The organism is Sphingobacterium multivorum (assembly GCF_900457465.1).
In the GTDB taxonomy this organism is placed as follows: Bacteria; Bacteroidota; Bacteroidia; order Sphingobacteriales; family Sphingobacteriaceae; genus Sphingobacterium; species Sphingobacterium multivorum.
Window position 1 is genome coordinate 485,014 of sequence record NZ_UAUU01000009.1, and the last position, 22,910, is coordinate 507,923.

General features: G+C 41.4%; 23 protein-coding genes. 7 read left to right on the forward strand and 16 right to left on the reverse strand.

Translation table 11 applies throughout. The annotated features are described in order from the left end of the window. Positions 1 to 164: 164 nt before the first annotated feature. From DTA23_RS13635 to DTA23_RS13650, 4 genes are all read right to left on the reverse strand, one after another. Positions 165 to 440 (reverse strand): hypothetical protein, encoded by a 276-nt coding sequence (locus tag DTA23_RS13635; protein WP_112375053.1) that lies wholly within the window; start codon positions 438 to 440, stop codon positions 165 to 167. Continuing rightward, positions 437 to 1,384 carry an SH3 domain-containing protein gene (locus DTA23_RS13640; RefSeq protein WP_112375054.1) on the reverse strand — a complete coding sequence of 316 codons (948 nt, stop codon included), beginning with the start codon at positions 1,382 to 1,384 and terminating at the stop codon, positions 437 to 439. The genes DTA23_RS13635 and DTA23_RS13640 overlap by 4 nt, the downstream gene beginning before the upstream one ends. A 221-nt stretch (positions 1,385 to 1,605) precedes the next feature. After that, positions 1,606 to 1,986, reverse strand: a complete 381-nt coding sequence (locus tag DTA23_RS13645; RefSeq protein WP_112375055.1) for a hypothetical protein — start codon at positions 1,984 to 1,986, stop codon at positions 1,606 to 1,608. 26 nt (positions 1,987 to 2,012) lie between these two features. Next, positions 2,013 to 2,429 carry a hypothetical protein gene (locus DTA23_RS13650; protein WP_070561335.1) on the reverse strand — a complete coding sequence of 139 codons (417 nt, stop codon included), beginning with the start codon at positions 2,427 to 2,429 and terminating at the stop codon, positions 2,013 to 2,015. Between the two features lie 186 nt (positions 2,430 to 2,615). Between DTA23_RS13650 and DTA23_RS13655 the strand changes: the two genes are divergently transcribed. Beyond that, complete coding sequence (locus DTA23_RS13655) at positions 2,616 to 3,851, forward strand: hypothetical protein (RefSeq protein WP_112375056.1); 1,236 nt, start codon at positions 2,616 to 2,618, stop codon at positions 3,849 to 3,851. 43 nt (positions 3,852 to 3,894) lie between these two features. Continuing rightward, a complete protein-coding gene (locus tag DTA23_RS13660; protein WP_112375057.1) occupies positions 3,895 to 5,586 on the forward strand; it encodes a HEPN domain-containing protein in 1,692 nt (563 codons plus the stop codon). A gap of 99 nt (positions 5,587 to 5,685) precedes the next feature. Here DTA23_RS13660 and DTA23_RS13665 read toward each other — a convergent pair whose 3' ends face one another. Next, positions 5,686 to 6,324 carry an NAD-dependent epimerase/dehydratase family protein gene (locus DTA23_RS13665; RefSeq protein WP_112375058.1) on the reverse strand — a complete coding sequence of 213 codons (639 nt, stop codon included), beginning with the start codon at positions 6,322 to 6,324 and terminating at the stop codon, positions 5,686 to 5,688. A 151-nt stretch (positions 6,325 to 6,475) separates the two neighbouring features. Then, positions 6,476 to 7,978 carry a Na+/H+ antiporter gene (locus DTA23_RS13670; protein WP_239468774.1) on the reverse strand — a complete coding sequence of 501 codons (1,503 nt, stop codon included), beginning with the start codon at positions 7,976 to 7,978 and terminating at the stop codon, positions 6,476 to 6,478. 174 nt (positions 7,979 to 8,152) lie between these two features. Here DTA23_RS13670 and DTA23_RS13675 point away from each other — a divergent pair, with 174 nt between their 5' ends. Both DTA23_RS13675 and DTA23_RS13680 read left to right on the forward strand, forming a co-directional pair. Continuing rightward, the gene (locus tag DTA23_RS13675) at positions 8,153 to 8,524 is read left to right on the forward strand and encodes a hypothetical protein (RefSeq protein WP_112375059.1); all 372 of its coding nucleotides are present in this window, start codon (positions 8,153 to 8,155) and stop codon (positions 8,522 to 8,524) included. A 2-nt stretch (positions 8,525 to 8,526) separates the two neighbouring features. Beyond that, on the forward strand, positions 8,527 to 9,942 hold the full coding sequence (locus tag DTA23_RS13680; protein ID WP_112375060.1) for an aminotransferase-like domain-containing protein: 1,416 nt from the start codon (positions 8,527 to 8,529) through the stop codon (positions 9,940 to 9,942). A 192-nt stretch (positions 9,943 to 10,134) separates the two neighbouring features. Here the strand turns inward: DTA23_RS13680 and DTA23_RS13685 are convergent, their stop codons facing one another. The 7 genes from DTA23_RS13685 to DTA23_RS13715 all read right to left on the reverse strand — a co-directional run bounded on the left by DTA23_RS13685 (position 10,135) and on the right by DTA23_RS13715 (position 18,399). After that, a complete protein-coding gene (locus tag DTA23_RS13685) occupies positions 10,135 to 11,778 on the reverse strand; it encodes a PepSY-associated TM helix domain-containing protein (RefSeq protein ID WP_112375061.1) in 1,644 nt (547 codons plus the stop codon). A gap of 6 nt (positions 11,779 to 11,784) precedes the next feature. Further along, a complete protein-coding gene (locus tag DTA23_RS13690) occupies positions 11,785 to 12,063 on the reverse strand; it encodes a hypothetical protein (protein WP_046672687.1) in 279 nt (92 codons plus the stop codon). Positions 12,064 to 12,073: 10 nt separating this feature from the next. Continuing rightward, the gene (locus DTA23_RS13695; protein ID WP_112375062.1) at positions 12,074 to 12,406 is read right to left on the reverse strand and encodes a hypothetical protein; all 333 of its coding nucleotides are present in this window, start codon (positions 12,404 to 12,406) and stop codon (positions 12,074 to 12,076) included. A 29-nt stretch (positions 12,407 to 12,435) separates the two neighbouring features. Further along, positions 12,436 to 14,853, reverse strand: a complete 2,418-nt coding sequence (locus tag DTA23_RS13700) for a TonB-dependent siderophore receptor (RefSeq protein WP_112375063.1) — start codon at positions 14,851 to 14,853, stop codon at positions 12,436 to 12,438. A 122-nt stretch (positions 14,854 to 14,975) separates the two neighbouring features. Next, entirely contained in the window at positions 14,976 to 15,692 is a 717-nt protein-coding gene (locus DTA23_RS13705) for a DUF4198 domain-containing protein (protein WP_112375064.1), read from the reverse strand. Between the two features lie 390 nt (positions 15,693 to 16,082). After that, on the reverse strand, positions 16,083 to 16,895 hold the full coding sequence (locus DTA23_RS13710) for an MBL fold metallo-hydrolase (protein ID WP_046672690.1): 813 nt from the start codon (positions 16,893 to 16,895) through the stop codon (positions 16,083 to 16,085). Between the two features lie 76 nt (positions 16,896 to 16,971). Beyond that, positions 16,972 to 18,399 carry an L-serine ammonia-lyase gene (locus tag DTA23_RS13715; RefSeq protein WP_070561512.1) on the reverse strand — a complete coding sequence of 476 codons (1,428 nt, stop codon included), beginning with the start codon at positions 18,397 to 18,399 and terminating at the stop codon, positions 16,972 to 16,974. 215 nt (positions 18,400 to 18,614) lie between these two features. Here DTA23_RS13715 and DTA23_RS30425 point away from each other — a divergent pair, with 215 nt between their 5' ends. Genes DTA23_RS30425 through DTA23_RS30435 form a run of 3 tightly spaced genes read left to right on the forward strand, consistent with a single transcriptional unit; the run spans position 18,615 to position 20,162 of the window. Beyond that, the gene (locus tag DTA23_RS30425) at positions 18,615 to 18,950 is read left to right on the forward strand and encodes a family 10 glycosylhydrolase (protein ID WP_370445102.1); all 336 of its coding nucleotides are present in this window, start codon (positions 18,615 to 18,617) and stop codon (positions 18,948 to 18,950) included. Between the two features lie 4 nt (positions 18,951 to 18,954). Then, complete coding sequence (locus tag DTA23_RS30430) at positions 18,955 to 19,833, forward strand: glycoside hydrolase family 10-like protein (protein ID WP_370445103.1); 879 nt, start codon at positions 18,955 to 18,957, stop codon at positions 19,831 to 19,833. Further along, a complete protein-coding gene (locus DTA23_RS30435) occupies positions 19,821 to 20,162 on the forward strand; it encodes a hypothetical protein (RefSeq protein ID WP_370445104.1) in 342 nt (113 codons plus the stop codon). The genes DTA23_RS30430 and DTA23_RS30435 overlap by 13 nt, the downstream gene beginning before the upstream one ends. Before the next feature lie 179 nt (positions 20,163 to 20,341). Here the strand turns inward: DTA23_RS30435 and DTA23_RS13725 are convergent, their stop codons facing one another. From DTA23_RS13725 to DTA23_RS13730, 3 genes are all read right to left on the reverse strand, one after another. After that, on the reverse strand, positions 20,342 to 21,526 hold the full coding sequence (locus DTA23_RS13725; protein ID WP_256603732.1) for a glycoside hydrolase family 3 protein: 1,185 nt from the start codon (positions 21,524 to 21,526) through the stop codon (positions 20,342 to 20,344). 8 nt (positions 21,527 to 21,534) lie between these two features. Then, on the reverse strand, positions 21,535 to 21,963 hold the full coding sequence (locus DTA23_RS29165; protein WP_256603734.1) for a glycoside hydrolase family 3 N-terminal domain-containing protein: 429 nt from the start codon (positions 21,961 to 21,963) through the stop codon (positions 21,535 to 21,537). 305 nt (positions 21,964 to 22,268) lie between these two features. Next, positions 22,269 to 22,811, reverse strand: coding sequence for a TetR/AcrR family transcriptional regulator (locus DTA23_RS13730; protein ID WP_070561361.1), 543 nt, complete (start codon positions 22,809 to 22,811; stop codon positions 22,269 to 22,271). Positions 22,812 to 22,910: the final 99 nt, after the last annotated feature.

Consider the following 22,910-nt stretch of genomic DNA (forward strand, 5'->3'; position numbering starts at 1 on the left):
ACAAAGGCCCTTTGAAAGCGGAATTTTAATCTCCTTTCAAAGGGCCTTACTTTTTTGAGCATCCCTGTTCCTCATGGTTAATAAAACCCCTACTAAAGACACAAACGAGGGACATTTTCAGACACTTGGAGGTCTTTACGTGACCACGACGCTATTTCCGAATATCAACAATAATACATACACTCATAGCTGGCGAGTTTCCCATCAACAAATCTGAAAATAAATAATCCTGCATCGCCATTTTGAATATAGAAAGTATGTGGCGTTGAAATCCAGTCTGCCGAAAGCAGTTCACCAAAGTGGTTTACAAAGTCTCTTTCCGCATAATTGGCATCCATCCGCTGGTCCCCCAACACAATAGCTTCACCCGCACTAAAAAATAGCTTATACAAGGTTCCGACCACTTTGCCTTTATAATTTTCTTCAAAGGCAACGATCATATTCGGTGTTTTATAATAATACCGCGGCTCCCAGCCACATTCGGGCATATCGGGGATTTCGGTAACCCCTGCAGCGCCAGTTGCTTCATTTGTCCATCTGTGATTTTACCATCAAATAAAGACACTCCTTTCCATTCGAAATGGAAGTTTAAGGCCTTCAGTTTCTTTGCGTACACTTCGGACTGGAACTCATGTTGAAATTTATCGGCCATTAACAGTTCAAAATCGATATCAACCTTGGGGTCCACTTTTCCCGCTTTGTCGTAAGATTCCTTCCAATAGGTAAGCGCCTGTTTTAACTTGGAATACTTCGTCCAGCCGATTTCACGTAGACGGCCTGCCTGTATCAGTTCTTCCTCCTGGTCCTTCCCTTTGACAGCCAAATATTCTTTAAGGACCTTGTCATAGCTTAACTCAGCACCCAAAAATTTCATCTGAATGTACTCCGGATTTTCATGGAAGTGGTCTCCGATGTAGACCCATCCATCTGTGTAGAGCGGCACATAATCGATACATACCATTTCATTGAGCCCCGCCCTACGCACAGCGGTACTTGTGGTATTGGGTGCCTTACGCACGCGCAATTGCGAGACCTGTACATAGAAATGTGGGCATTGAGCGCCTTCGGTTCCGCGATAGAAATATTGTTGTGGTTCTCCGGCAGACCTTTTTCCATCCATGGCACTTTTCAGAGGCTGACGGTCTATAAAACCGATATCCCCATTATTCACCTGCACTTTGTAATGCGTGTTGGTGGAATCCAACAGATACACAGGTGCCTCTGTTGGAAAAACTCCCAAGAGGTCTTTATTATTTCCTGCTTCACGGAAAAGGTGCCCCCATGTTGAGGTATAAAGTGGCCGTTGACCCGCTGGCTGTCCTACTGCGTGATGCACAAACCAACTAACAAAAAAGCAGAGTATGAGTAATCCTTTTTTTGGCATAAAATTAATTCTTTGAATACATGACCAGTGGTCGCTCCATTGCGATCAACAGCAGGGAACGAGACATCAATAAATGCAACAGAAACTTTTCCTGGCTACCGGTCAAACACGCACCGTTGCAATAACGAAATTAAAACAAAAAGGAGGCCAATGAAATCACCGGAATCAGGTATCTTTTTTTTGGGCAGGAGATTGTTTGGTTTCTAAACTACGCAATGTGGCTATTTGCGCTGTAATAAACTTACCTGACCTTCCAATGAGAGGATTGTTTTTTCCTGTGCCTTGACCGTTTGCTCTAAGGCATTGACCAGCTGTTTATAAATACCAAGACCTTCGGCAGTGACATGAGCTTTTTCGGCAGGTAGAGCACTGAGAGCCCCCTTCTCATCCTTTCGCATCATAGTCCCTTCACCCATGAGCAACCAAGCTGGGCTAATGTCAGGATGTTTGGACAATATAGCCACCATAGCATCTGAACTGAGTGCAGTATTTTTCTGCCCTCCCTTAAAGTTTGCATAGGAAAGTTGCACATCTTTGAAAAATTCGGTCTTACTGATGCCTTTGGTTTCAGCGATCAGCAGCACACGTTCCTTTACATTCACTTATAGCTTTTTTAAATGTTGGCTGTTTATTTATTTCTTAACGATTTTATTTCTTGCTCTTGAATTGACAATAATCGCTCCAACGAAATAATTGTCTTCTCCTGAGATTTAATTGTGATATTTTGTGACGATATAACCTGTCTTAAGGAGTTGACAACGGCATTAGTAACGCCCTCAATTTCATTTGTCACATAACCCTCCTTTTCTTCTTCCTGAGCAAGAACGGGCTTTAGCATCTCACCTTCGCCTTTTAACAACCATTCGGAAGAATATGCAGGATATTTTTCAACAATACTAACTAACCATTTCGCCTGTACATCTGTATTGTTGGTTAAGGCACGTGTAAATACTCCTCTACTAGCTCCAACGGCAGTTTCAAAGGCTGTCACGCTCAGTCCTTCTCGATCTGCAATAACTTTAATTCTCGTTAAAAAAGAACTCATAATCAATAATTATCAATATAAAATTTGATTAATTGAAAATTAGTGTTTAAATTAGCTTAACTATTGATAATTATAAACACATCATTCACCAAAAACTAACAAATGAAACCAACAGGGCTATAGATCAGTGCACAGATCATTATGAACCCAAGCAGCAGTTTCATCAACTTTAAAACATATAATCTGATGAAAAATACGCAAAAGAAACTAAAAGCGAAACATTTTCGCTATTTAACCCAAGAACACATCGACGATCCGATGAAATATCTCATTGGGTTCTTTGAAAGCGAAACATCCATACGTGACTGGTTAGCGGACCTAAATACGCTAATTAACGCGGCTTCAAACGCAAAGATGAACCCACCACGTTCCTCTACCGGATATCTCACTAGAAAATTAATTGAACAGGTGGAATTGGCCTATGTTATTTTTAGGAAATGTAAACTAAAAACAATAGAACAACCGCTGAAGTTCAACAAAGGCGTTTCAGACTACTGGAATCAGCTATTAGCAATAGACTCATCGGCAAGCAATATTGATACTGCAGCAGACAGCATTAGCCGTTTTTTTTCTTACGAGTCTTTACAACAATGGTACAGCATTCTTGATGATTTATGGATAAGTTTAGGAGACCGAGATAACGGCTTTTTAGGCAACAACGGCCATGAAATTCTTGCTGTAAAAGAATTCTTACTACGTCTAGCTGCTGCTCTCGGAAAGATCTATGAAGATGCAATTCTGCCGAATACCCCTGAATCTTATCAGGAAAAAAATGTAAAGAGCGAAATTTCTGAAAATTTAGCGGAAGAAACTCCAACATCTGAAAAAATCAACACGTTGACAGGTGAAATAAAGAAAAGTCCACAAAAGACCGAGACCCTCCAAAAAATCAAAAACATTTTGGGAGGAGAAGATCTACAGGACTGGCAAGCATTCATTAACAGCCTATATATATCAGCAGAGAGGGACTTTAAAAGCTGGGATAATGCGTTCAAAGTATATATTCCTGAAAGTAGATTTTGGCTATTTACCCAGTCAATAACACTCTTAGATATTTTATACGAGGAAGTCTTTTGGTTTGTTGATAGAGATGCAGAAATAGCATTAACTCCACGCCGAGAGGTCTCCTTATATTATATATTCCGGGACAAAAATACAATTGGAAATTTCACAGCTCTATCACTACTGGAAGCGAGTTATCCAGAGTACTATCTCATTAAAATGCTATTTACCTATCCAATTTTCGATTGGCGCGACAACCTTACAGATCTCATGCACAGAGGATTCGTATTGAACAAAGGCACAGTATACTATGGGGATCTGGATATCCCTGAATTCCTCCTCAACTTTCAAAAATTGATTGAGCTCTGCTATCTCCTTACCAATAAAGATGAAATAAAATTTACCAAGGCGATCGCTTAGGAAATTTGTAAAACTAAATACAACCATTTATTCAACCCATATTATGAATACCGATATTAACCCTATTATCGAGGCAATCCTTCGTGCTGTTGCTGTCGATGAAATCTACCAATGGACTTTTGACCACGATGGTAAAAAGTATCAGATGCTACAGGTCAATCTTACCTCAAATGCCGGAATTCGATTTTCCGACGCCAACAGTCTGATAAACAAAACTGTTGGCTCCTATCCCAATGTGTATATCAATGTGAACTTCACGCACGAAATACAACAAAAAGTGGATCAAGGTTTAGGCCGGGCCTATCTTATTTGCCAACCTGAAAACCGCATTTATCAGAATCCTGTGCAAGAGATTCCCCTTGTCTTACCCAATAATAAAAGTGATGAAGTCATCGAAAAAACACGGACATATATCGAAAAGGAAAAGAGCAAGATTCGATCTTTTATTGATGGCTACAATTTCTATTTTGAGCATAAAAATTATGCACACGCAGCATTCATGCTACATCAAGCTTTGGAGCTTGCATTTCGAACATCCGAAAATATCCTCGTTGTTGAGGATAAGAAGTCCCATTCCTTAAAAAACCATATAAACTATCTCAGAGCTTTCGACGATCGCCTCGGTACACTAGCCGATAATAACGAAAAAAAACAAGCTTTGGAGAAAATTAACAAGGCTTACATCGACTATCGATATCACTTTGATTATTTTATCGATGAAGATGTATTAGAAACAGCCTATCAGATTGCGATCAATACATTAAACTGGATATACGATTATTCCAATCTTCTCTACGAAGAAATAAGGGTAAAACTAACCATTCTTCAAAATAGTAATAACGAAGTTGAAAATTACAAAAATAACAATGATATATACAAAAAAAATTATTGTAACTCCAATTTTCGGGATCTTATTCTTAATGCAATTGAATGTTATTGTACACCTGCTTTGGTTGCTTGTTTTGGTTATGACTCTGATTATCACAGACACCATAATGCGCTCCAAAGAGCCAAAAAGGACCACATCACCCATTCCTACTATATTTTTGTTGCTTATGAGACTTTAAATGGCGAACTCAATAATTTAACACAATTCATTGCGGATATGCTTCCCAACAATGTGTCGCTCACGCTGGCCCTGGAAAACTCAGCCGTTTTCAGCAAACAGTTTTCAAAGGGTCATCCCTTTTTTCTTTCACTCCTGAAAGCAGGTGACATCTGGTTGCAAAATACATCCATGGCCAATATCGATCTGGAAAGCATCGTTGCCCCACAGCTAAATCTAGATTATGTACGTCAACAATGGAAGACGCGCTATAATAATGCGCGCACATTATACTTGCCTTATGAGGAATACTGCTCGGCAATAAGTATAGAGGCAGTATATTTTATGCTATCTCAAGCGCTGGAACAAGTTTGTCTTGGCGTAATCAATACCGTACTTCAATACAAACCGCAACGGGTCAACCTTACTTTCCTCATGCAACTCTGCAAATTGATAGTTCCTGATGCCTACTTCATTTTTTGCTTGGATCATCAAGATCAGCTTAACGCCTTCAAAAACATTACGGAAGCACAGCAGGAATTTAGATATAATGCAAATTATAAAGGAAATCCACTAACAATTATAGAATTGCAAAAACGCACAAAAACGTTTATAGAAAGGTGTAACCAAGAGATGGAAAGCTATTTCGAGAAAATTTCTAGCCAACAGCTGGTCGAACAAGTTGAATAGAAGGCCGATTATGAAGGAATAAACCAATTATAATTATGTCAAATAATTTGCAAATAATCAGGATTATTCAGATTACTACATAAATATTTAACAAAGCGGTCAAGCAAGGGCCCGAATATCTTTAATCTCCAATATATTCTTAACGTTATCTCTTTCCACGGCATGTATCATGGCACGTCCGACTTCATGTAGGGAAAGTACTGCTGAAGGGGCAAAAAATTTGATTATTTTGGCCACAAAAGCAAAGGGATTGGCATGCTTTTGCCCTGCAACAGTCGTCATTGCTCCTGGTCTAAAGTTATACTCCTTTTTGAACGGTAATTTGGCAAGATCATTCTCTGTTTTACCCTTAACCCTAGCCCACATCACTTTGCCTTGCTCCGTACTATCGGTGCTTCCTCCGGAAACATAAATAAAACTGATCTCCGAATTGATTTCCAGCAGGGACTTTGCAAAAGCTAGTGTTGTATCATAAGTAATATAACGGTACTTGTCTTCTTTCATTCCCACAGAACTCACGCCAGCACAGTAAAAGCAGGCATCATAGCCCGCAATCGCATCTCTAAATAGCGAAAGTTTAGTAAAGTCTTCGACCAAAAGTTCCTTTAATTTTGGATGCTGAATGGCAGCAGTCCGGCGGGAAATGCTCAGCAAGGCTGTTACCTTTTCATTTTGTAGACATTCCAGCAAAACGCCTTCGCCAACCATTCCGGTGGCTCCTGTTATAATTACCTTCATATTTCAGCATGGCTCCTCATTGGAACCTTTAGTTAAAAATACATTATTGCCCTGAGGCATTTATAAAATTCTATGACTAAATCCGCCGCAACCGCTCTTCTTCCAAGTCCAGTTGATATAACTGCGAACGAACAATCCCCTCGTCAATGGTCTACTCGCAGTTTAGCTTCTGAAGATACTCCCTTTGTACATCCAAAAGCTCCATAAATATCACTTTCGTTTTTTCATTCATCCACGAATCATCGGCCGCATTCACCTTTTCCTCCCAATGTTTCAAAATGCGGTCCATAACATCACGATTGTGCAGCTCTTTCTCATGTTTATCTTTTAGAAATTGGTAAACATGATGTTTCAACCCTTGCTTCATGCGACTACGGACCTGCTCTTCGGGCTCTTCTCCAAAAGTTTCAAATAGTCTAGTCCTTTTGATTAAGTAGGGTAAAGTAAGCCCTTGTATCAAGAGCGTGGATAAGATCACGACAAAGGTGATGAATAAGATCAGGTTTCGCTGCGGAATATCCACACCATTCATAAAGACAGGAATGGATAATGCTGCTGCCAATGACACCACACCACGCATGCCGGTCCAGCCCAACAAAAGAGGCATTAGAAAACGCTGTTTGGTAGATCTCGATCTTGGCGCCACACCCGGGCGAAAAATAAGGGTAGCAATCATGGCTGCATACGAGCTGATAATACGAGCAAGGATCAATACTCCCGTTACCAAAAGACCGTACCCGATGGCTTCTAACAGCGACGTTCCATTGGACCGCAAACCCGCAACAATCTCCGGAAGATCTAATCCAATAATAAAAAATATGATACCGTTCAGGATAAATACAAAACTCTCCCAGACACTCAGCCCCCGCACCCGGCTCGTACTATTGAGAAATGTCAGCCGCTGACCGGACATCAAAAGGCCACCGGCAACGACAGCCAACACCCCTGAGCTATGAAATTGCTCTGCGATCCAATACATAAAGTAAGGTTCAATCAAGGTAAGTGCAATATCCGAGGGCGCATCTGTCGGTAGACGCTTGTGTGCCTGTATAAAAAACCAACCCAATAACAGGCCAATACCCACACCACCGACCAGCATCCAGATAAAGGATACCGCAGCTTGTCCCCATACAAATTGACCTGTCCCAACAGCAATAAGAGCAAAACGTACAATGATCAAGGAAGAAGCATCATTTAATAGGCTTTCGCCTTCCAGGATCGCAGAAGTAGCTTTGGGAACTTTCACAAATTTCATAATCGCTCCTGTGCTGACAGCATCTGGCGGTGACACAATGCCTCCCAGCAGAAAGCCCAACGCTAGTGTAAACCCCGGTATATAATAATTGGCAACAACCGCGACAGAAAGTGCCGTAAAGAATACAACCAAGAAGGCAAAACTCCCGATAATACGCCACCATTTCTTCATCTCCTTAAACGAAATTGACCAAGAAGCCTCGCAAAGCAAGGGCGGTAGAAAAATGAGAAAGATGACGTCCGGATCAATCGTCACTACGGGCAAAGTGGGAATAAAACTAATGAATAGCCCCGCCAGAACCAAGAGAATGGGATAGGCTACCCGTAGTTTGGTCGCCCACATTTCGATCAATACGATGATCGCAATCATTGCGATAAATAAAGGAAATAAGCTGTGCATACTACTTCATAATCTATAGATCCGGAGATATCCTTTTCGTAGTGTAAAGATCTCAAATGGAAATTACAAAAATCACCGGGCAACCTAATTTTTTTCTGTACCCCTATTTTAACGGCACTCTGTACCTAAACAGCATCCTGTACCCTTCTTAAATTAGCAAAAAGATTTATTCTTATGGCGACAACTGCACATCAACCGTATCTGATCAGACAAGTGGATCTTTCTGATTTAGCGCTTATCAAAGAAATACAAAACAAAAAGCAGGTAGATACAGCACGCATAAGCATGCCTTTCCTGGTGCTCGACCAAGGCAATCAATTAAAAGCCTTTTCGTCTGTAATACTCTGCAGAAAGAATTTACTGTCGGTCGAAATGACCTACGACGGTCCTATTTCGGATACGCTTTCCAACGTATTTATGAACAAAGCGCAATCCTTCTTTGAGCAACAGTTGATGAACCTATTTGGTTCGGAAGAATCGCTCAGAAAAGGAATCCGCCGATATAATAACTGGTTAAATCAAAACAGAAACAGTAAATTAGCATAAGGATGGAACAGCAACTGTTATATAAAAAAATAGCCAATATTGTTGAAAACCAGATCAAAAATGGTTCCTTGGTCTATGGCGATCGTTTACCTTCTGTCCGCAGCGCTCAGAAATTATACAATGTAAGTTTAAATACGGCAAAAAGTGCCTATATGGAACTAGAGAGTCGATCGCTCATTGAATCACGCCCCAAATCAGGCTATTTCGTTAGCCGATCCGGGCTTCGTCGGATGGCTATCCCGTCCATTTCTACCTTCAAAATCGACGAAAAGAAACAAGATCCCGCGGCATTGATCGATAAAGTTTTCCACTCCCTGGAAGACAAGGAAATTACACGCTTTTCACTGGGTTTACCCAGTGCATCATTACTTCCGATTCAGAAACTTAATCGATGCATTATAGAGTCGGTTCATGAGCTGCATGATTACGGTGATCAATATGGACAGGTACAGGGAAGTCCGAGCTTACGGAAAGAAATTGCCAAATGGTCATTGGTACTTGAGGGAAAAATAAGTGACGAGGATCTTATTATCACGTCGGGCGCCATGAATGCCATCTACAGCTGCCTTCGTGCCGTCACTAAACCCGGCGACACCATAGCGGTAGAAAGCCCCCTTTACTTTGGCTTTATTCAGGCTTTTCAACTACTGGGCCTCAAAACCATCGAGATTCCGACCCACCCTATTACGGGAATTGAATTGGATGCCCTGAAAAAAGTTATTCATAAAATTGATGTCTGTTGTTTTGTCACCAACTTTAGCAATCCATTGGGCGCACTCATGCCTGAGGAGCACAAGAAAGAGCTTGTCAAACTGCTCGCACACCACCATATTCCATTGATTGAAGAGGACCTATATGGAAACATCTATTTCGGTTCGTCACGGCCCAAACCATGCAAATATTTTGACGAAGAGGGACTGGTGATGTGGTGTGGATCATTTACCAAAGTATTAGCCCCAAGTTTTCGGCTCGGTTGGGTTGAGCCCGGGCAATACAAAGATAAGATCCTAAAACAAAAGCTCATACAAACGATTTCGCAGCCTGCAATTTACCAGGAAGCTGTTTCCAAATTCTTGCAGATCGGCCGGTACGACCATCACCTCAATAGCTTCAGAAAAAAACTGTACAGCAATTATGTCAATTTTAGAAACAGCATTGAGGCCCATTTTCCGGAAAATACCAAAATGTCGCAGCCCGAAGGTGGCTTTGTACTTTGGTTAGAGCTGGACAAAAAGATAGACTCAACGGTGCTCTACGATTATGCGCTTAGGCAAAAGTTGAGTTTTGCTCCGGGAAGGATGTTTACACAGCACGATCAGTTTAAGAACTGTATTCGGCTAAACTATGCTGTGGACTGGAACGAAAAGACAGCACAGGATCTGATGCGCCTCGGCCGATTTTTTAAGGCTGTATTGTAAGAGGAAATTTCCGCGATCATCAGTATGGTATCCTTGGATAAGAATTGCTCTGCGCCATGAGGCGTTGTCTACCAGGATCTGACCTTAAAGGTATTTAAGCCGTACCCTATAAACGTTCCAAGGGCACCTTGTGAGCACCCTTGGAATCAAAAAACAAAGTGTATACACTTCGCAGAGAGAAAAGAATCTTTGTTAACGAATCGTCTCAAAGAATTTTTTAGTCTTGTTATAGGCGATTACACCAATTATACCGATCATCAGCCATAAAAAGTCGACGACGAAAATATCCCGCTGTCCATTGCGGAAGGTATCCCAGATCCAGTTACCAGTCATAAAACCATTGGCAAGTGGAATAAAAAATGCCAATATGCTTCCAACCAGCAATGTTTCGCGATTGGTTCTGCGTATGCTTCTCCGGATAATGTAATACAGTGAAAATAGGAGCCAGCTATAGAAATAAACGCGGTATATAAAATCCTGATTGACCTCAGGGCTCAATTTAATAGCAATGAAAGTCAATGCAGTGACAGGTAACATCGTCAAACATATTGCCGTGAAAATATTGGCCGCCCAGAAATTGAATTTTCGTTTTCGTGGAATTACGTTGTTTTTGTCACGCGCTACCAACCAGATCAATATACCCGAGATAATAACAAGACACCCCATAACTCCCAAAATAAAGTACACCATCTTGAGCGGATAGCCTCCATAATCGCCATAATGCAACCGGTATATAATGCTGCGCACCCCATCTGCATAGCTAGCATCGCTAACTGGTGATTTCTCGGCAACAACTTTATTGTCGGCCGCTCGCACAGACAACAGCCCCGATCCAGCAAAGCTTTTGTTAAAATGCGGTTCCAGCTCCATGATAACATGCATATTGGAGTCTGCGTAGTTTTTGATCGTAATACGCTGAAAATCGGCTTCCGGCCATTTGTGTTTTGCCAGATCTAAAAATGGAGCGATATTAATGTCTGCATTTAAAGGTTTGTAGGTATAAGGAAAATTGGTTTCGGCACTAACCCCCATCTCCTGATACATTTTTTGCTGATCACCATCATACAACAACTTGCTCAGCGGCAAAGCGAGTACTGAATTGATGATCAAGAACGTACCTGTTACCGCGAAGATAAATTGAAACGGAAAACCAATGACGCCCAATGCGGTGTGCATATCGGTCCATACCGTTTTCCATTTACTGAAGGGTCTGAACACAAAGAAATTTGAGACGATCTTATCCCAATGCAGCAATAACCCGGTAATAAGGGCAAACAGAAAAATAAAAGCGGTAATACCTGCAATAAGATAACCAAATGGCGCTATGCCTACCCGAATCGGCACCTGATTGAGCTGGGCCAAGAAATGCAAACGAAATAAAAACTCGCCCATATCGTAATTCTGCACATAGTCTCCAGCCTTTTTATTGGCAAAATTATAGGTAAAGTTCTTTGAATCATCATCTCCACCCCTTCTGCGGCTATTCTTTTTTGCAGCTTTTTGTTCAGGCGTGATCTTCGCCAGGTTTTCTTTATTGAGTATACTATCGTTGGATGCACTCAAGCCCAAGTAGGCTGAAGTCCCTTCCCGGTGCATATAAAAGGTAATATCGCGTCCATGCAAATTTGTTTGTCCTCTGAGTGAGTCGAGCAAATGATCAACGTTTTTATGATCTTCGCGATAGGCCTTATACGACGTGTTATTCTGCCAGGCAGCGATTTCGTTTCTAAAAAATGCAAATGATCCCGCAAAAAATATCACATAGAGGATGGCGCAGATGATAATGCCGCTAATGGTATGTGTATTGAAGTAAATATTATAATTTCGGTTATTCATGATGACTTACAGTTTGAAGAAATAGGGCAGGGAGAAAAGGACAGCCAACACTAAATATATCCCCCATATTTTCCATCCACTCTTAGCAAGAAAGGCCAATAAGAGCAGTACTGCCCATAGGAGATAGCCCGTGAAGCAAGCCGTGGCAACAACATCCTTTTTCTCAAAAATATGAGTGACCAACACGTGGAAAGAGATCATGACGACATAACCACCGATAAATCCGGCTGTAATTTTCAGGAATCGCTGAAATGGCGTACTGAGGTATTTTTTATTAGCAGGCATATTTAATCGGTTAAGAAATCAATAATTCAACACAAAGGCTAAATACATACAATCCCATAATTGGGTATAATTTGAAATAGCGATAAGGATTTAATAGGACCACAAGACACATCATGCACATGAAATAGGCAAAAAAAGCAAAAAAACCTGCTCCAAAGCCTTGCAGATAAAGAACAGCTATAAATGGAAAGATCAATAGCAGCATGCTCAATGTGCGCACAAACTTCGTTTGTGCGCACAATTTTTCGAGCCATTGTGGTCTAGGGCCAAACTTCACCTTTTTGCTCGTGTTGTAAAAAAGATAGGCTCCCATGAGTATAACGATTAACAGTGTACTATACATCGATTCTATAATTTATCTGGATCGGTCCGTTAAAATTTATAGGTCACTCCCATGCGGAAGTTACGTCTGGCTTCGACGATATAGGAATAATAATCCACACCACCGAGCTTCTGAACGGCCGCACTTGCTTTGGAGATCGATCCAGCAGTCAGCAATTTGCGGTTGTCCAACACATTATTGATTACGACCGAAATGGCATACTTCCCTTTTTGATAGCTGATGCCTGCATCGGTACGCAGATAATTCTTGAAATTACTTTCTTTTGTTGTCCCAACTGCACGGTCAAACATTCCCTGAACACTTCCCATAAAGCCAAGTCCACGCACTTTCCCATCCTGAATACGATAGGATACAAATGCATTGGCTGTATGTTTGGCCGTATTCGGAGTGATATTACCTATATTTTCTTCTTTGGTATCTTTGGAGATCTTCGAATCTGTCAAGGCATAATTTGCATTCACATTCAGCCCCTTAATAATTTCACCGGTGACATCAAATTCGATACCCTTGCTTCTGGTTTCTCCCAATTGGGTCTGGAATGACACACCATTAACGACGTGACTCGGATCGGGGTCAGCTACCAGCGCATTTTTACGGGCAATAGTGTAGGCACTTAACGTGGAGATCCATTTTCCACCCATCCACTCTTTCTTAACACCTGCTTCTAAATCATTTCCGCGTATTGGTTTGAAAGCATTACCTTCCCAGTCGGTACCAGCGACAGGAACAAAAGATTGATCAAACAAGCCATATACACTCATGGATTTATCGATCGAATAGCTCAACCCTACCCTCGGCGTAAATGCTTTATCGGTTCTGTCAGCTACAGACGTTTTTCCTATGGTCTCATTAATTGTATAGCGTAAGCCAAGCGATAAACGCAATTTCTCTTCCAGGAACGCCAATTCATCGTGCGCGTAGAATGACATATAGTTTGTTGAAGTCACGTAGTTGCTACCGCCCGCACGGACCTTTACACTCTGCGAACGATCCAGCGTAGGGAATACACTGCCTGGAATACCGTATTTAGGATCATAGACGTTGAGCGGAGCTGAAGGAATCGAATCTAAAATCGTTCTAAAATCGCCCCAGAACTTCTTATTACCATAGTCGGCTCCCACCAAAATCCGATGACGAACGCTTCCGGTATATTCTTCTCCGTTTAAAGAAACCTGACCAAAACTATTTTCACCATGTTCGTCGGCAATACTGTAATAACGTGGCATATCGCCATTGGCTTTCATGTAATTCAGCCATGTACTGGTGGCTTTCATATCAAAATTGAAATAGGCCATCTGTGCATGCAATTTCCAGTTTTCGTTTAGTTTGCGATCCAGGTAAATATAGGCACTATGGTCTTTTAGCTTTCCGGGCTCCATGGAGGGATCACCATAGAAGAAGTCATTGGCAATACCCGGATCGGCAAATCCTTTGGGTGAGAACGTATAATTACCATTTGATAGGTAGGTAGACCCTTGGTAGGTGTATTCAAATGTTAAGTTCGTCAAAGAATCTACTTTATAGGTAACCACTGGCGCTATAACAAGACGGTTACTGTAATTATATTTTGTAAAAAAATCTTTTTGTTGTCCGGCCACATTCAGACGGTAAAGCAGTTTGCCATCTTTGCGCAATTTACCATCCAAGTCAACGGCAGCGCGATAGGTACTGAAGCTCCCTGTATTCAGGGTAACAGACCCCTTGGTATTACCGGTAGGTTTTTTTGTTACCACATTATAAAAGCCGCCAGGTTCGCCATTGGCAAGCATAAAACCGGCTGGTCCTTTTACAAATTCGATCCGTTCGATCATACTTGCATCTTCGGCTGTAGGCCCCCAAGAAGCTTCAATGTTCATCCCATTACGGAATGCAGGGATCTTAGAGCCACGCATACGGATATTGGCATATTGGTTGTCCCAATGGCCCTGACGTGTTGCGCCACTAACATTACGCGTAATACCATCAACAATGTCGAAAACCTGTTGATCTGCCATTAAATCGGAAGAAATAACCTGTATATTTTGAGGCAGCTCTAGGATTGGTGTTTTAAGGCGTAACGATCCGGAGATACTGTCAAACTTATAATGCTCATAGTATTTACCATAAACCGCAACTTCGTCAATAGCTTGCGATTGGTCCTTTAAGATAATGGGACCAAGGTTTGCCGTCTCATCTGTTACGTTCACTTCCATCGTATGCTTACCGTAACCGATCGCTTTAATCTCGATATGGTAGGTTTTGGATGAAAGCTTATGAAAAGCGAAATGCCCCTCACTATCTGTGCTGGTGGTCACACCTGTATTAGTTAATTTTACTGTCGCTCCTGTGATAGGTTCGGATTTTTCATTGATAAGAATTCCTTCAATGACTTTGTTCGTCTGTGCTTGTGCAACAGAAAAGACCGAACTAATCATAGGAATAGCCAAAAAGGATAAAGTTTTATTCATGAATGTAGTATGGTAGATGTTTTATTATAGTAGATTTTTCTTAGATATTTTTTTTGTAAGGACCCATTGGTGTTGCCATCGTTTCAGATTAGACCCTTATGCTGTCTGCGCTGTAGCTGCGGTTATTTGACAGTAATGAAAGTCGTACTTCCCTGCCATGTCGAAGCATAGGCTTTCCCTTCATGTTCACCTGCAGTTTCAGCAAACGTACTTGCTTCCAAGACGTATGGACCAGCCCATATTGCGTCAAATGTCAGGATGCCATGCTCGTCCGCAACAAACTCTTTTCCCCAACCGGTAGTCGAAAAAACAGAAACTTTGGCCTGTGGAACAGCTTTGCCGAAGCTGGTGATCTTTGCTTGTATACGTTGCCCCTTTTTTGCGTTAGCCGCACCAAGCAACTCTATTTGCAATGGGCTTTTTACATTTTTATAATCGAGTGTTGCAGACTTTCCTACGATAACAGGCACTAAGGAAGAAAATTCATATTTCGTTTTACCGCCTAGATCTTTAGGTGCTTTAACAATGGATAGGAAATAGGTTCCGGCTGCTGTAGGTTGGAATGAACCGCTAAAGTGATCGCCTTGATTCGTCAATTGAAGCTTGACGGGTTCCTGTCCCGGGACATGCAACATTAATGAGAAGTCCTTCATGTCGGAGTACCATTTGTCGACCTGATCTCTTTCATTCGTTGCAAACTCGCCGTAATATACCTTGACTTCATGGGATTGGTTTAACGTTCCATAAGAAGATGATTCAATCCAAAGGGCATGGGCATGACTAGTATGACTACACAGTAATACCGTAAGGAATGTAAAAAATGAAATTAAAATTTTCATAATATGTTGATTGATGTTTAGTTTTCTTCAACTTATTATGGGAGAATTTGCAGGTTTTGCATATGCTTAACAACGAATAAAATAATAAAATTCGTTATCTTGCAAGTTCTTCCATATCGTATATCGGGAGTAACTGACACAGCGTGCTGTTTCAGTCATCTACATGCAGTTGCCGCTGTATGTAGATTAACGCCATGTGATAGATTGCCGTCTATTACATGGTGTTTTTTGTTTCTTGTTGTCCAAATAAGTATAAAAGATATTATTTAGACTGATTAAAAACAAAGCAAATATAACAGGAAATCTTTTTAAAACAACTAATTTTTTTCATTTTACAGTATTCTTACGCTTTAACTGAAGAAATACAGCGAACAAAAAGAGCGTTGTTAGTTAGGAAGAGAGTGCGGAAAGGATTGAAAAAGATGCCACATGGTTTTCCAGCACAAGTTTCAGGTCGAATAATTCTGTTTCCTGGTAACGTGTCGCGACATGTAGCTGGATACGTTCGCAATGTGGTTCGAAAGTTTGCTGTACCAGATCGACGGTATTATTTTCGCCGGAGAGGTGAGTGAGGATAAGATGTTTAAGACGGTCGGTTTTGTAGGCGTTAAACAGTTCGACGGCAACACGATTTGACAAGTGTCCCCAACCACTGCTGATCCGATTTTTCAGAAAATAGGAATAGCGTCCTGTACGCAACATCTCCTCGTCATAATTTGATTCCAGGAGCAAAACATCCGAATGTTGAATAACATGCTGCACATTTTCGCAAGGTCGTCCAATATCTGTCAGGACACCGATATTGTATGTTCCATCTGAGACAAGAAAGCTGCAGGGTTCTTTGGCATCGTGATATTTGGGAATACCGTACACCTTAAGTCCTCCAATTTCAACAACCTCATCAGGAGAAATGATATGGACCAAATGGGATGGAAGATGCAAACGGGTGCCATCGTAACTTCCCTTGGTAATATAAACCGGTAAATTATATTTTTTGGCAAATACAGATAGGCCTCTAATATGATCAGAATGTTCATGGGTAATGAAAATTGCTTTGATCTGAGTCGGTAAAATACCCAGATTGTACATCCGCAGGTGTATATGCTTGCTGTTGATTCCAGCATCTATCAAGATAGCAGAATCATCTTTAGCGACATAATAACAGTTCCCATTACTTCCGGAGGCGATTGCACAATATTTCATTCGTTTATGCTCTTTATAAGAATAGATCTATTTTACCGCGTCAAAGATACGAAAAACGAGAAAACTTCGGCAGTCATTAACATTCCGGCAAACTCAATGGAATATTGACGGCCAATCCACCATCTGCTGTTTCCTTATATTTGGCATTCATATCCAAAGCAGTCTCCCACATAGTTTTAACCACTGTATCCAAACTTACTTTTGCTTTATCCGGATTCGATTGCAGTGCCAATTGTGCCGCAGTAATGGCTTTAATGGCTCCCATTGTGTTGCGTTCGATGCAAGGAATTTGTACCAGTCCACCGATTGGATCGCATGTCAATCCGAGGTGATGTTCCATGGCAATCTCGGCAGCCATCAGCACCTGGCGCTGTGATCCGCCGAGTACTTCTGTCAGCGCGCCGGCTGCCATCGCTGATGAAACGCCAATCTCGGCCTGACAACCGCCCATTGCGGCTGAAATGGTTGCATTTTTCTTAAATATCGATCCGATCTCGGATGCGGTAAGAATAAATTGGATAATTTTATTTTCAAGCATTCCGTCGTGGAAAGTAATGTAATATTGCAACACCGCTGGGATAACGCCTGAGGCCCCATTGGTAGGAGCTGTAACCACACGTCCGAAAGAGGCGTTCTCCTCATTTACGGCAAGTGCAAAACAACTTACCCAATCCAGAATATATTGAAAGTTTTGGCCGCCCTCGCGAATGGCCGCTACCCAGGACTCATAATCTTGATAACTTCGTCCCTGCATTAACTTCTTGTTTAGCTTGGCTGCTCTACGTTCGACATTTAAGCCCCCAGGTAATGTCCCGCCAGTATGACAGCCGCGGTAGATACATTCATGTATTGTTTTATAAATATTCAAAACGCCTGCCACGGTTTCACTTTCTTCACGCCATGCACATTCATTTTCAAGGACCAGCTCCGAGATTTTCAGACCCGTTTTCATCGTCCAATGCAAGAGTTCCTGTGCAGTATCGACAGGAAACGGAAGGTCCACTTCAGACAAAACACCTTCAGTATCATTTTCCTGCACCACAAAACCGCCACCTATCGAATAATAGGTTTCAGTAATTGCCTTACCATTGGATAGGAATGCCTGAAAGGTCACTGCGTTGGGGTGAAAAGGTAAACTTTCCGCGTATAGAAACAAGAGGTCTTCCGGATAGGAAAAAGGAATCGTCCGTTCGCCAGCGACTTCCAGTTCGCCAACTGTCTTAATATGCTCGACTTTGGGCATCACGCTATTGACATCAAAGGTAACCGGATCATCTCCACTTAGTCCCAGGAGCACAGCAATATCGGTACCATGTCCAGCACCGGTTTTGGCCAAAGAACCATACAGCAGGATTTTGACTTGTTCGACTTCATGCAAGACACCTTTTGACCTAAGAACAGCTGTAAATTGCTGGGCTGCACGCCAAGGTCCCAAGGTATGCGAACTCGAGGGCCCTATACCAATCTTAAACATGTCAAAAACGGATATTTGTTCTTTGCTCATAATCTTTTTTATTGTGATTAGCCGATCAAGCCATTGCTTTTGTGAAAACCGCATCTAAATTAGCACAAATAAAGTACAATGTTACTTGTATTTGCATTATTATCAATTTGAAAACCAAGCTCAGGTTCTTTTAACAAGTATCCAACAAACATCTTACATTTTTTAGGGAAAAAGTAAGAAATGCTTCCCTATCTTTGTTGGCTATAATTTATAGAATGACGGGAAAAACATATTTATATTCTTTTTTTACCATTGTTATCTGTTTATTTTCGATTAGAACGTATTCCCAGCAACTACCTAAGCGGGAGTTTCGTGGCGTGTGGGTTGCAACCATAGGTAATATTGACTGGCCATCTGTCAAAGCGGGCAATAATGTCGCACAGCAAAAACAGGAGTTTATTGATTTATTGGACCAGCACCGCAGCGCGGGACTGAATGCCATTATTTTGCAGGTACGTCCAGCTGCCGACGCATTTTACGCGAAGGGCAGAGAACCATGGAGTAGATATCTAACCGGGGAAACAGGGATTACCACCTTCGCCATTTTATGACCCCTTGGAGTTTGCCATCACCGAGGCCCACAAGAGAGGAATGGAACTCCATGCCTGGTTCAATCCGTATCGTGCTTCCACAACATTAAATCCGGCTCATTTTTCGGATGAGCATATTACCAAGCGTCACCCGGAATGGTTCTTCACCTATGCTGGCAAGAAGCTTTTCAACCCCGGTATTCCGGAAGTTCGCAAATATATTATTGATGTCATCATGGATGTGGTCAAAAACTACGATGTAGATGGCATTCATTTCGATGATTATTTTTACCCCTATCCCGATAGCAGAAATACACCGGTACCGGATCAGATTACCTTTGGTCAATATAATAATGGGATCGAGAAAATTGACGACTGGCGACGCAACAATGTCAACGTACTGGTGCACGATCTTGGTGTTGCCATCAAAAAGATAAAACCATATGTCAAATATGGCATTAGTCCTTGTGGGGTATGGGACAACAAAGAAAATAACAGTGCCGGATCAGATACCCGTGGTCTTAGCGCTTACCGGGAACTGTATGCTGACGGTGTCAAATGGATGCAGGAAGGTTGGATCGATTATATCAATCCACAGATCTACTTTCCATTCAAAAATCGCGCAGCAGCCTATGAGATCTTGGTTGACTGGTGGCAGAAACACACCTATGGCCGTCACTTTTATGTCGGGCATGGAGCTTATCGTGTTACCGAAAATAAAATCGGCTGGACAGACCGTAGTCAGATCCCCAGACAGGTACGCCACTTAAGGGAGGAGCACGATGTGGAGGGAAGTATTTATTTCAGTTCCAAGTCACTCACGGACAATCTTGTTGGACTGCAGGATTCCATGCGAAATGACCTGTACCGTACACCGGCTTTACCCCTACAATGCCTTGGTTAGATAGTATCCCACCCAATGCCCCCTTCGGTCTTCTGGTGAAAAATTCGGCCAATGGTAAAATGAATACCTTATTTTGGCAAAAACCCGATGTGGCCAATGATGGGGAGTCGGCTTATGGCTATGTGATCTATCGCTTCAACCTCGATGAAAAAGTAAACATTAAAGACCCTGGAAAAATCATTTTTATCACCTTTGATGGGGATAAGCTTCAATATACCGATGACGATATCAAACAGCATCAAAAGTATAAATATGTCGTGACGGCGATTGACCGTATGAAAAATGAAAGTAAGCCATCCGATAGCAGGTCCGCCCATGAAGAGATTTAAGTGTTGCTAAAAAAAATACCCCTTCCGAAATGGCTTTGCAATTGCAGGAGGGCCATTTTTGGAAGAGGTACCGTGTTGGTGTGATTTTATAATGCTTTATTTCCCCTGTCCGTATTTAAATTTTTTGTTTATCGTAACAGGGAGTTTTCCTTTCGGCGTATTTTGCCCTAAAATAGTTTTCACTGCCGCTTTCTGCATGAAAGCATCATTTTGATAGGCCAGCAAATTGTTTTTGCTTTTTTGGATGCTTCAAATCCATCCACAGCATAGGCATTGGTAAATAAAGTCAGGATTGATTTTTTTGCAAATTTCTTCATCAGGCCCTGAACATCTTTATTTAATACCATGGTCGGACGTGGACGAAGTCTCGTATCGTGTACGGCAATAATAAATTGTTTGTTCTTCTTGATTTCTTTGGTAAGACGTTTGATATCTTCCTTACTTGTGCTATCCGTGATGAAATATTGTGTTTCATTTGTGAGTGCACTAGCCAATTCATTTTGGAAGGTCTGATTGGCTGTAATACCAATGTTGATAATAGCCGTAGGTAAATCCTTTTTGAAGGATTTTAATTTTTCTGTCGAGTTCAAAGCGGTGATCGCTGCATCGGACAGTTCGTCAATGAGTTGAACAGCTGAAGCACGATGTAAATCATGGTATAGATTCTGTTGTACAGTTGCCTGATATTTATCTAAACCAAGCCAGAGCTTAGCGGCAAGCACTCGTTTTACCCGCGCATCAATATCGGCCTGCGTGATACGTCCTTCTTCAATAGCTTTTACAATCAAATCGATCGCACGCTTGCTATTCTCCGACACTTCAAGTAAATCATGCCCTGCGATAATCGCCTGTACGTCGGCTTCTCCATTTGGAAAAAACTTCTTTACACCTTTCATGTCCATTGCATCAGTAACTGTTAGTCCTTTAAAGCCAAGTTCATTACGCAAAAGATCGGTTACAACCTTTTTAGAGATGGAAGATGGCATATTAGGCGTGTCATCTAAACTCGGAATATTCATGTGGGCCACCATAACAGCAGGTGCACCGGCTTTAATAAGCTCTTTGAACGGATACAACTCCAGGGTATCCAAACGTTTTTTGTCGAAAGGTAGTTGCGGCAGATCATAATGAGAATCCACATCTGTATCGCCATGCCCCGGGAAGTGTTTAATGGAAGCCAGGATACCACCATCCACCATACCGTCCATATACGCTTTAGCTTTCTGGGTTACATTATATTTATTATCACCGAAGGAGCGGATACCGATAACGGGATTTTTAGGGTTATTGTTGATATCCACATCAGGGGCAAAATTGAAATGCATACCTATACGTTGGAAGTCTAAAGCAACCTCACGTCCCATGCGATAAATCAGCTGATTATCCTGAACGGCCCTAAAGTCATCTGATAAGGGAACGACAAAGTAGAATCTGGCATACGCATGCCTAATCCCCACTCGCCATCAAATGTCACCATCAATGGGACCTTGGACAGGGATTGATACCGATTGAACATATCAACATGGCGGACAGGACCGCCCTGAAAAACAACGAGACCGCCCAAATGTTGGTCCTGTATAACCTGAGCTACGGAGTCAATATATTTCTGTCCTAAATTGGTGTGTGCCCTAACCAAAAATAACTGTGCAACTTTTTCTTTTGGCGTCAACGTATTGAATACCGCATCGACCCATGCATGCTGGGAGTTGATGTATTTCACAAAATCTTTTTTGTCCTGAGCTTTCAAAAAAGAAATTGTGCCGACTAATGCCAATATTCCCAGACCGAGTTTTTTGAACATAAATTAGTTTGTATAATGTATTTAAAATAGAAATACTAAGGACGTTATTATTTTGGACAATATGAAATTGTTTTTGCAACAATTTCATATAAACACGCATAAAACAGCAATTCGTAAGGTGCAGAGCTGAAATATACCGCATGTCAATTGGTGGGAGCAATACTAACACTTAATATATAGAAAAATAACAGCGCCGGAATACAACTGCCATCCAACGATTACAATTCAATTATCGGTTTGATAAGCACGAAAGAACTTTATCAAGGAATAGATGTTTAGAAAAGACTATAATTCAGCTTTTTAAGCTAAATCAGGTTATATTTTTTCTCTAGAAACAGCGTCAACTCCATCACATTTTCCAATTCACCTATCGCTTCCTTTTTCCACAGCTTGTCGATAATCAACAAGAGAAATTGTGTTTCGAGATCTGGATTTTCATAGTTCAGATCTTCAAAAGCACGATGGATAATGGGCTGCACAGGCTTCATAAACTGCTCGTGCTGTTGTTTGGAAAAGGGGTGATGAGACAAACGCTCCTGCAATTTCCAAAATAAGGGTTCCGCGGTAACCAATTTATTGGGTAGATTGATCATGGTGCGCAGAAATTCCTTTGGTTCACGATAGGTCATCATTCCGCGGTGGTGCGTAAGAACCTTACGATAACCTGATTTAATCAAATAAACCAACAGTGCGTCTTTATTCCCAAAATGTTTAAAGATTAATGCTTCGGAAACTCCTGCATTTTGGGCAATCGTTTTGGTAGAGGTATTCGTATAGCCTTGATCTGAAAAAAGCAACAAGGCTTCTTTCATAATACGCTCTTTTCTACTCAAAACACTTTCTTTCATCTTTTATTTTTTTAATCTATATCCGCATATCACTCGATCGTTATACGGACTTGTTCAGTTGATTTTATAATTCTACTGCAAATATATCTAATCTTTCCA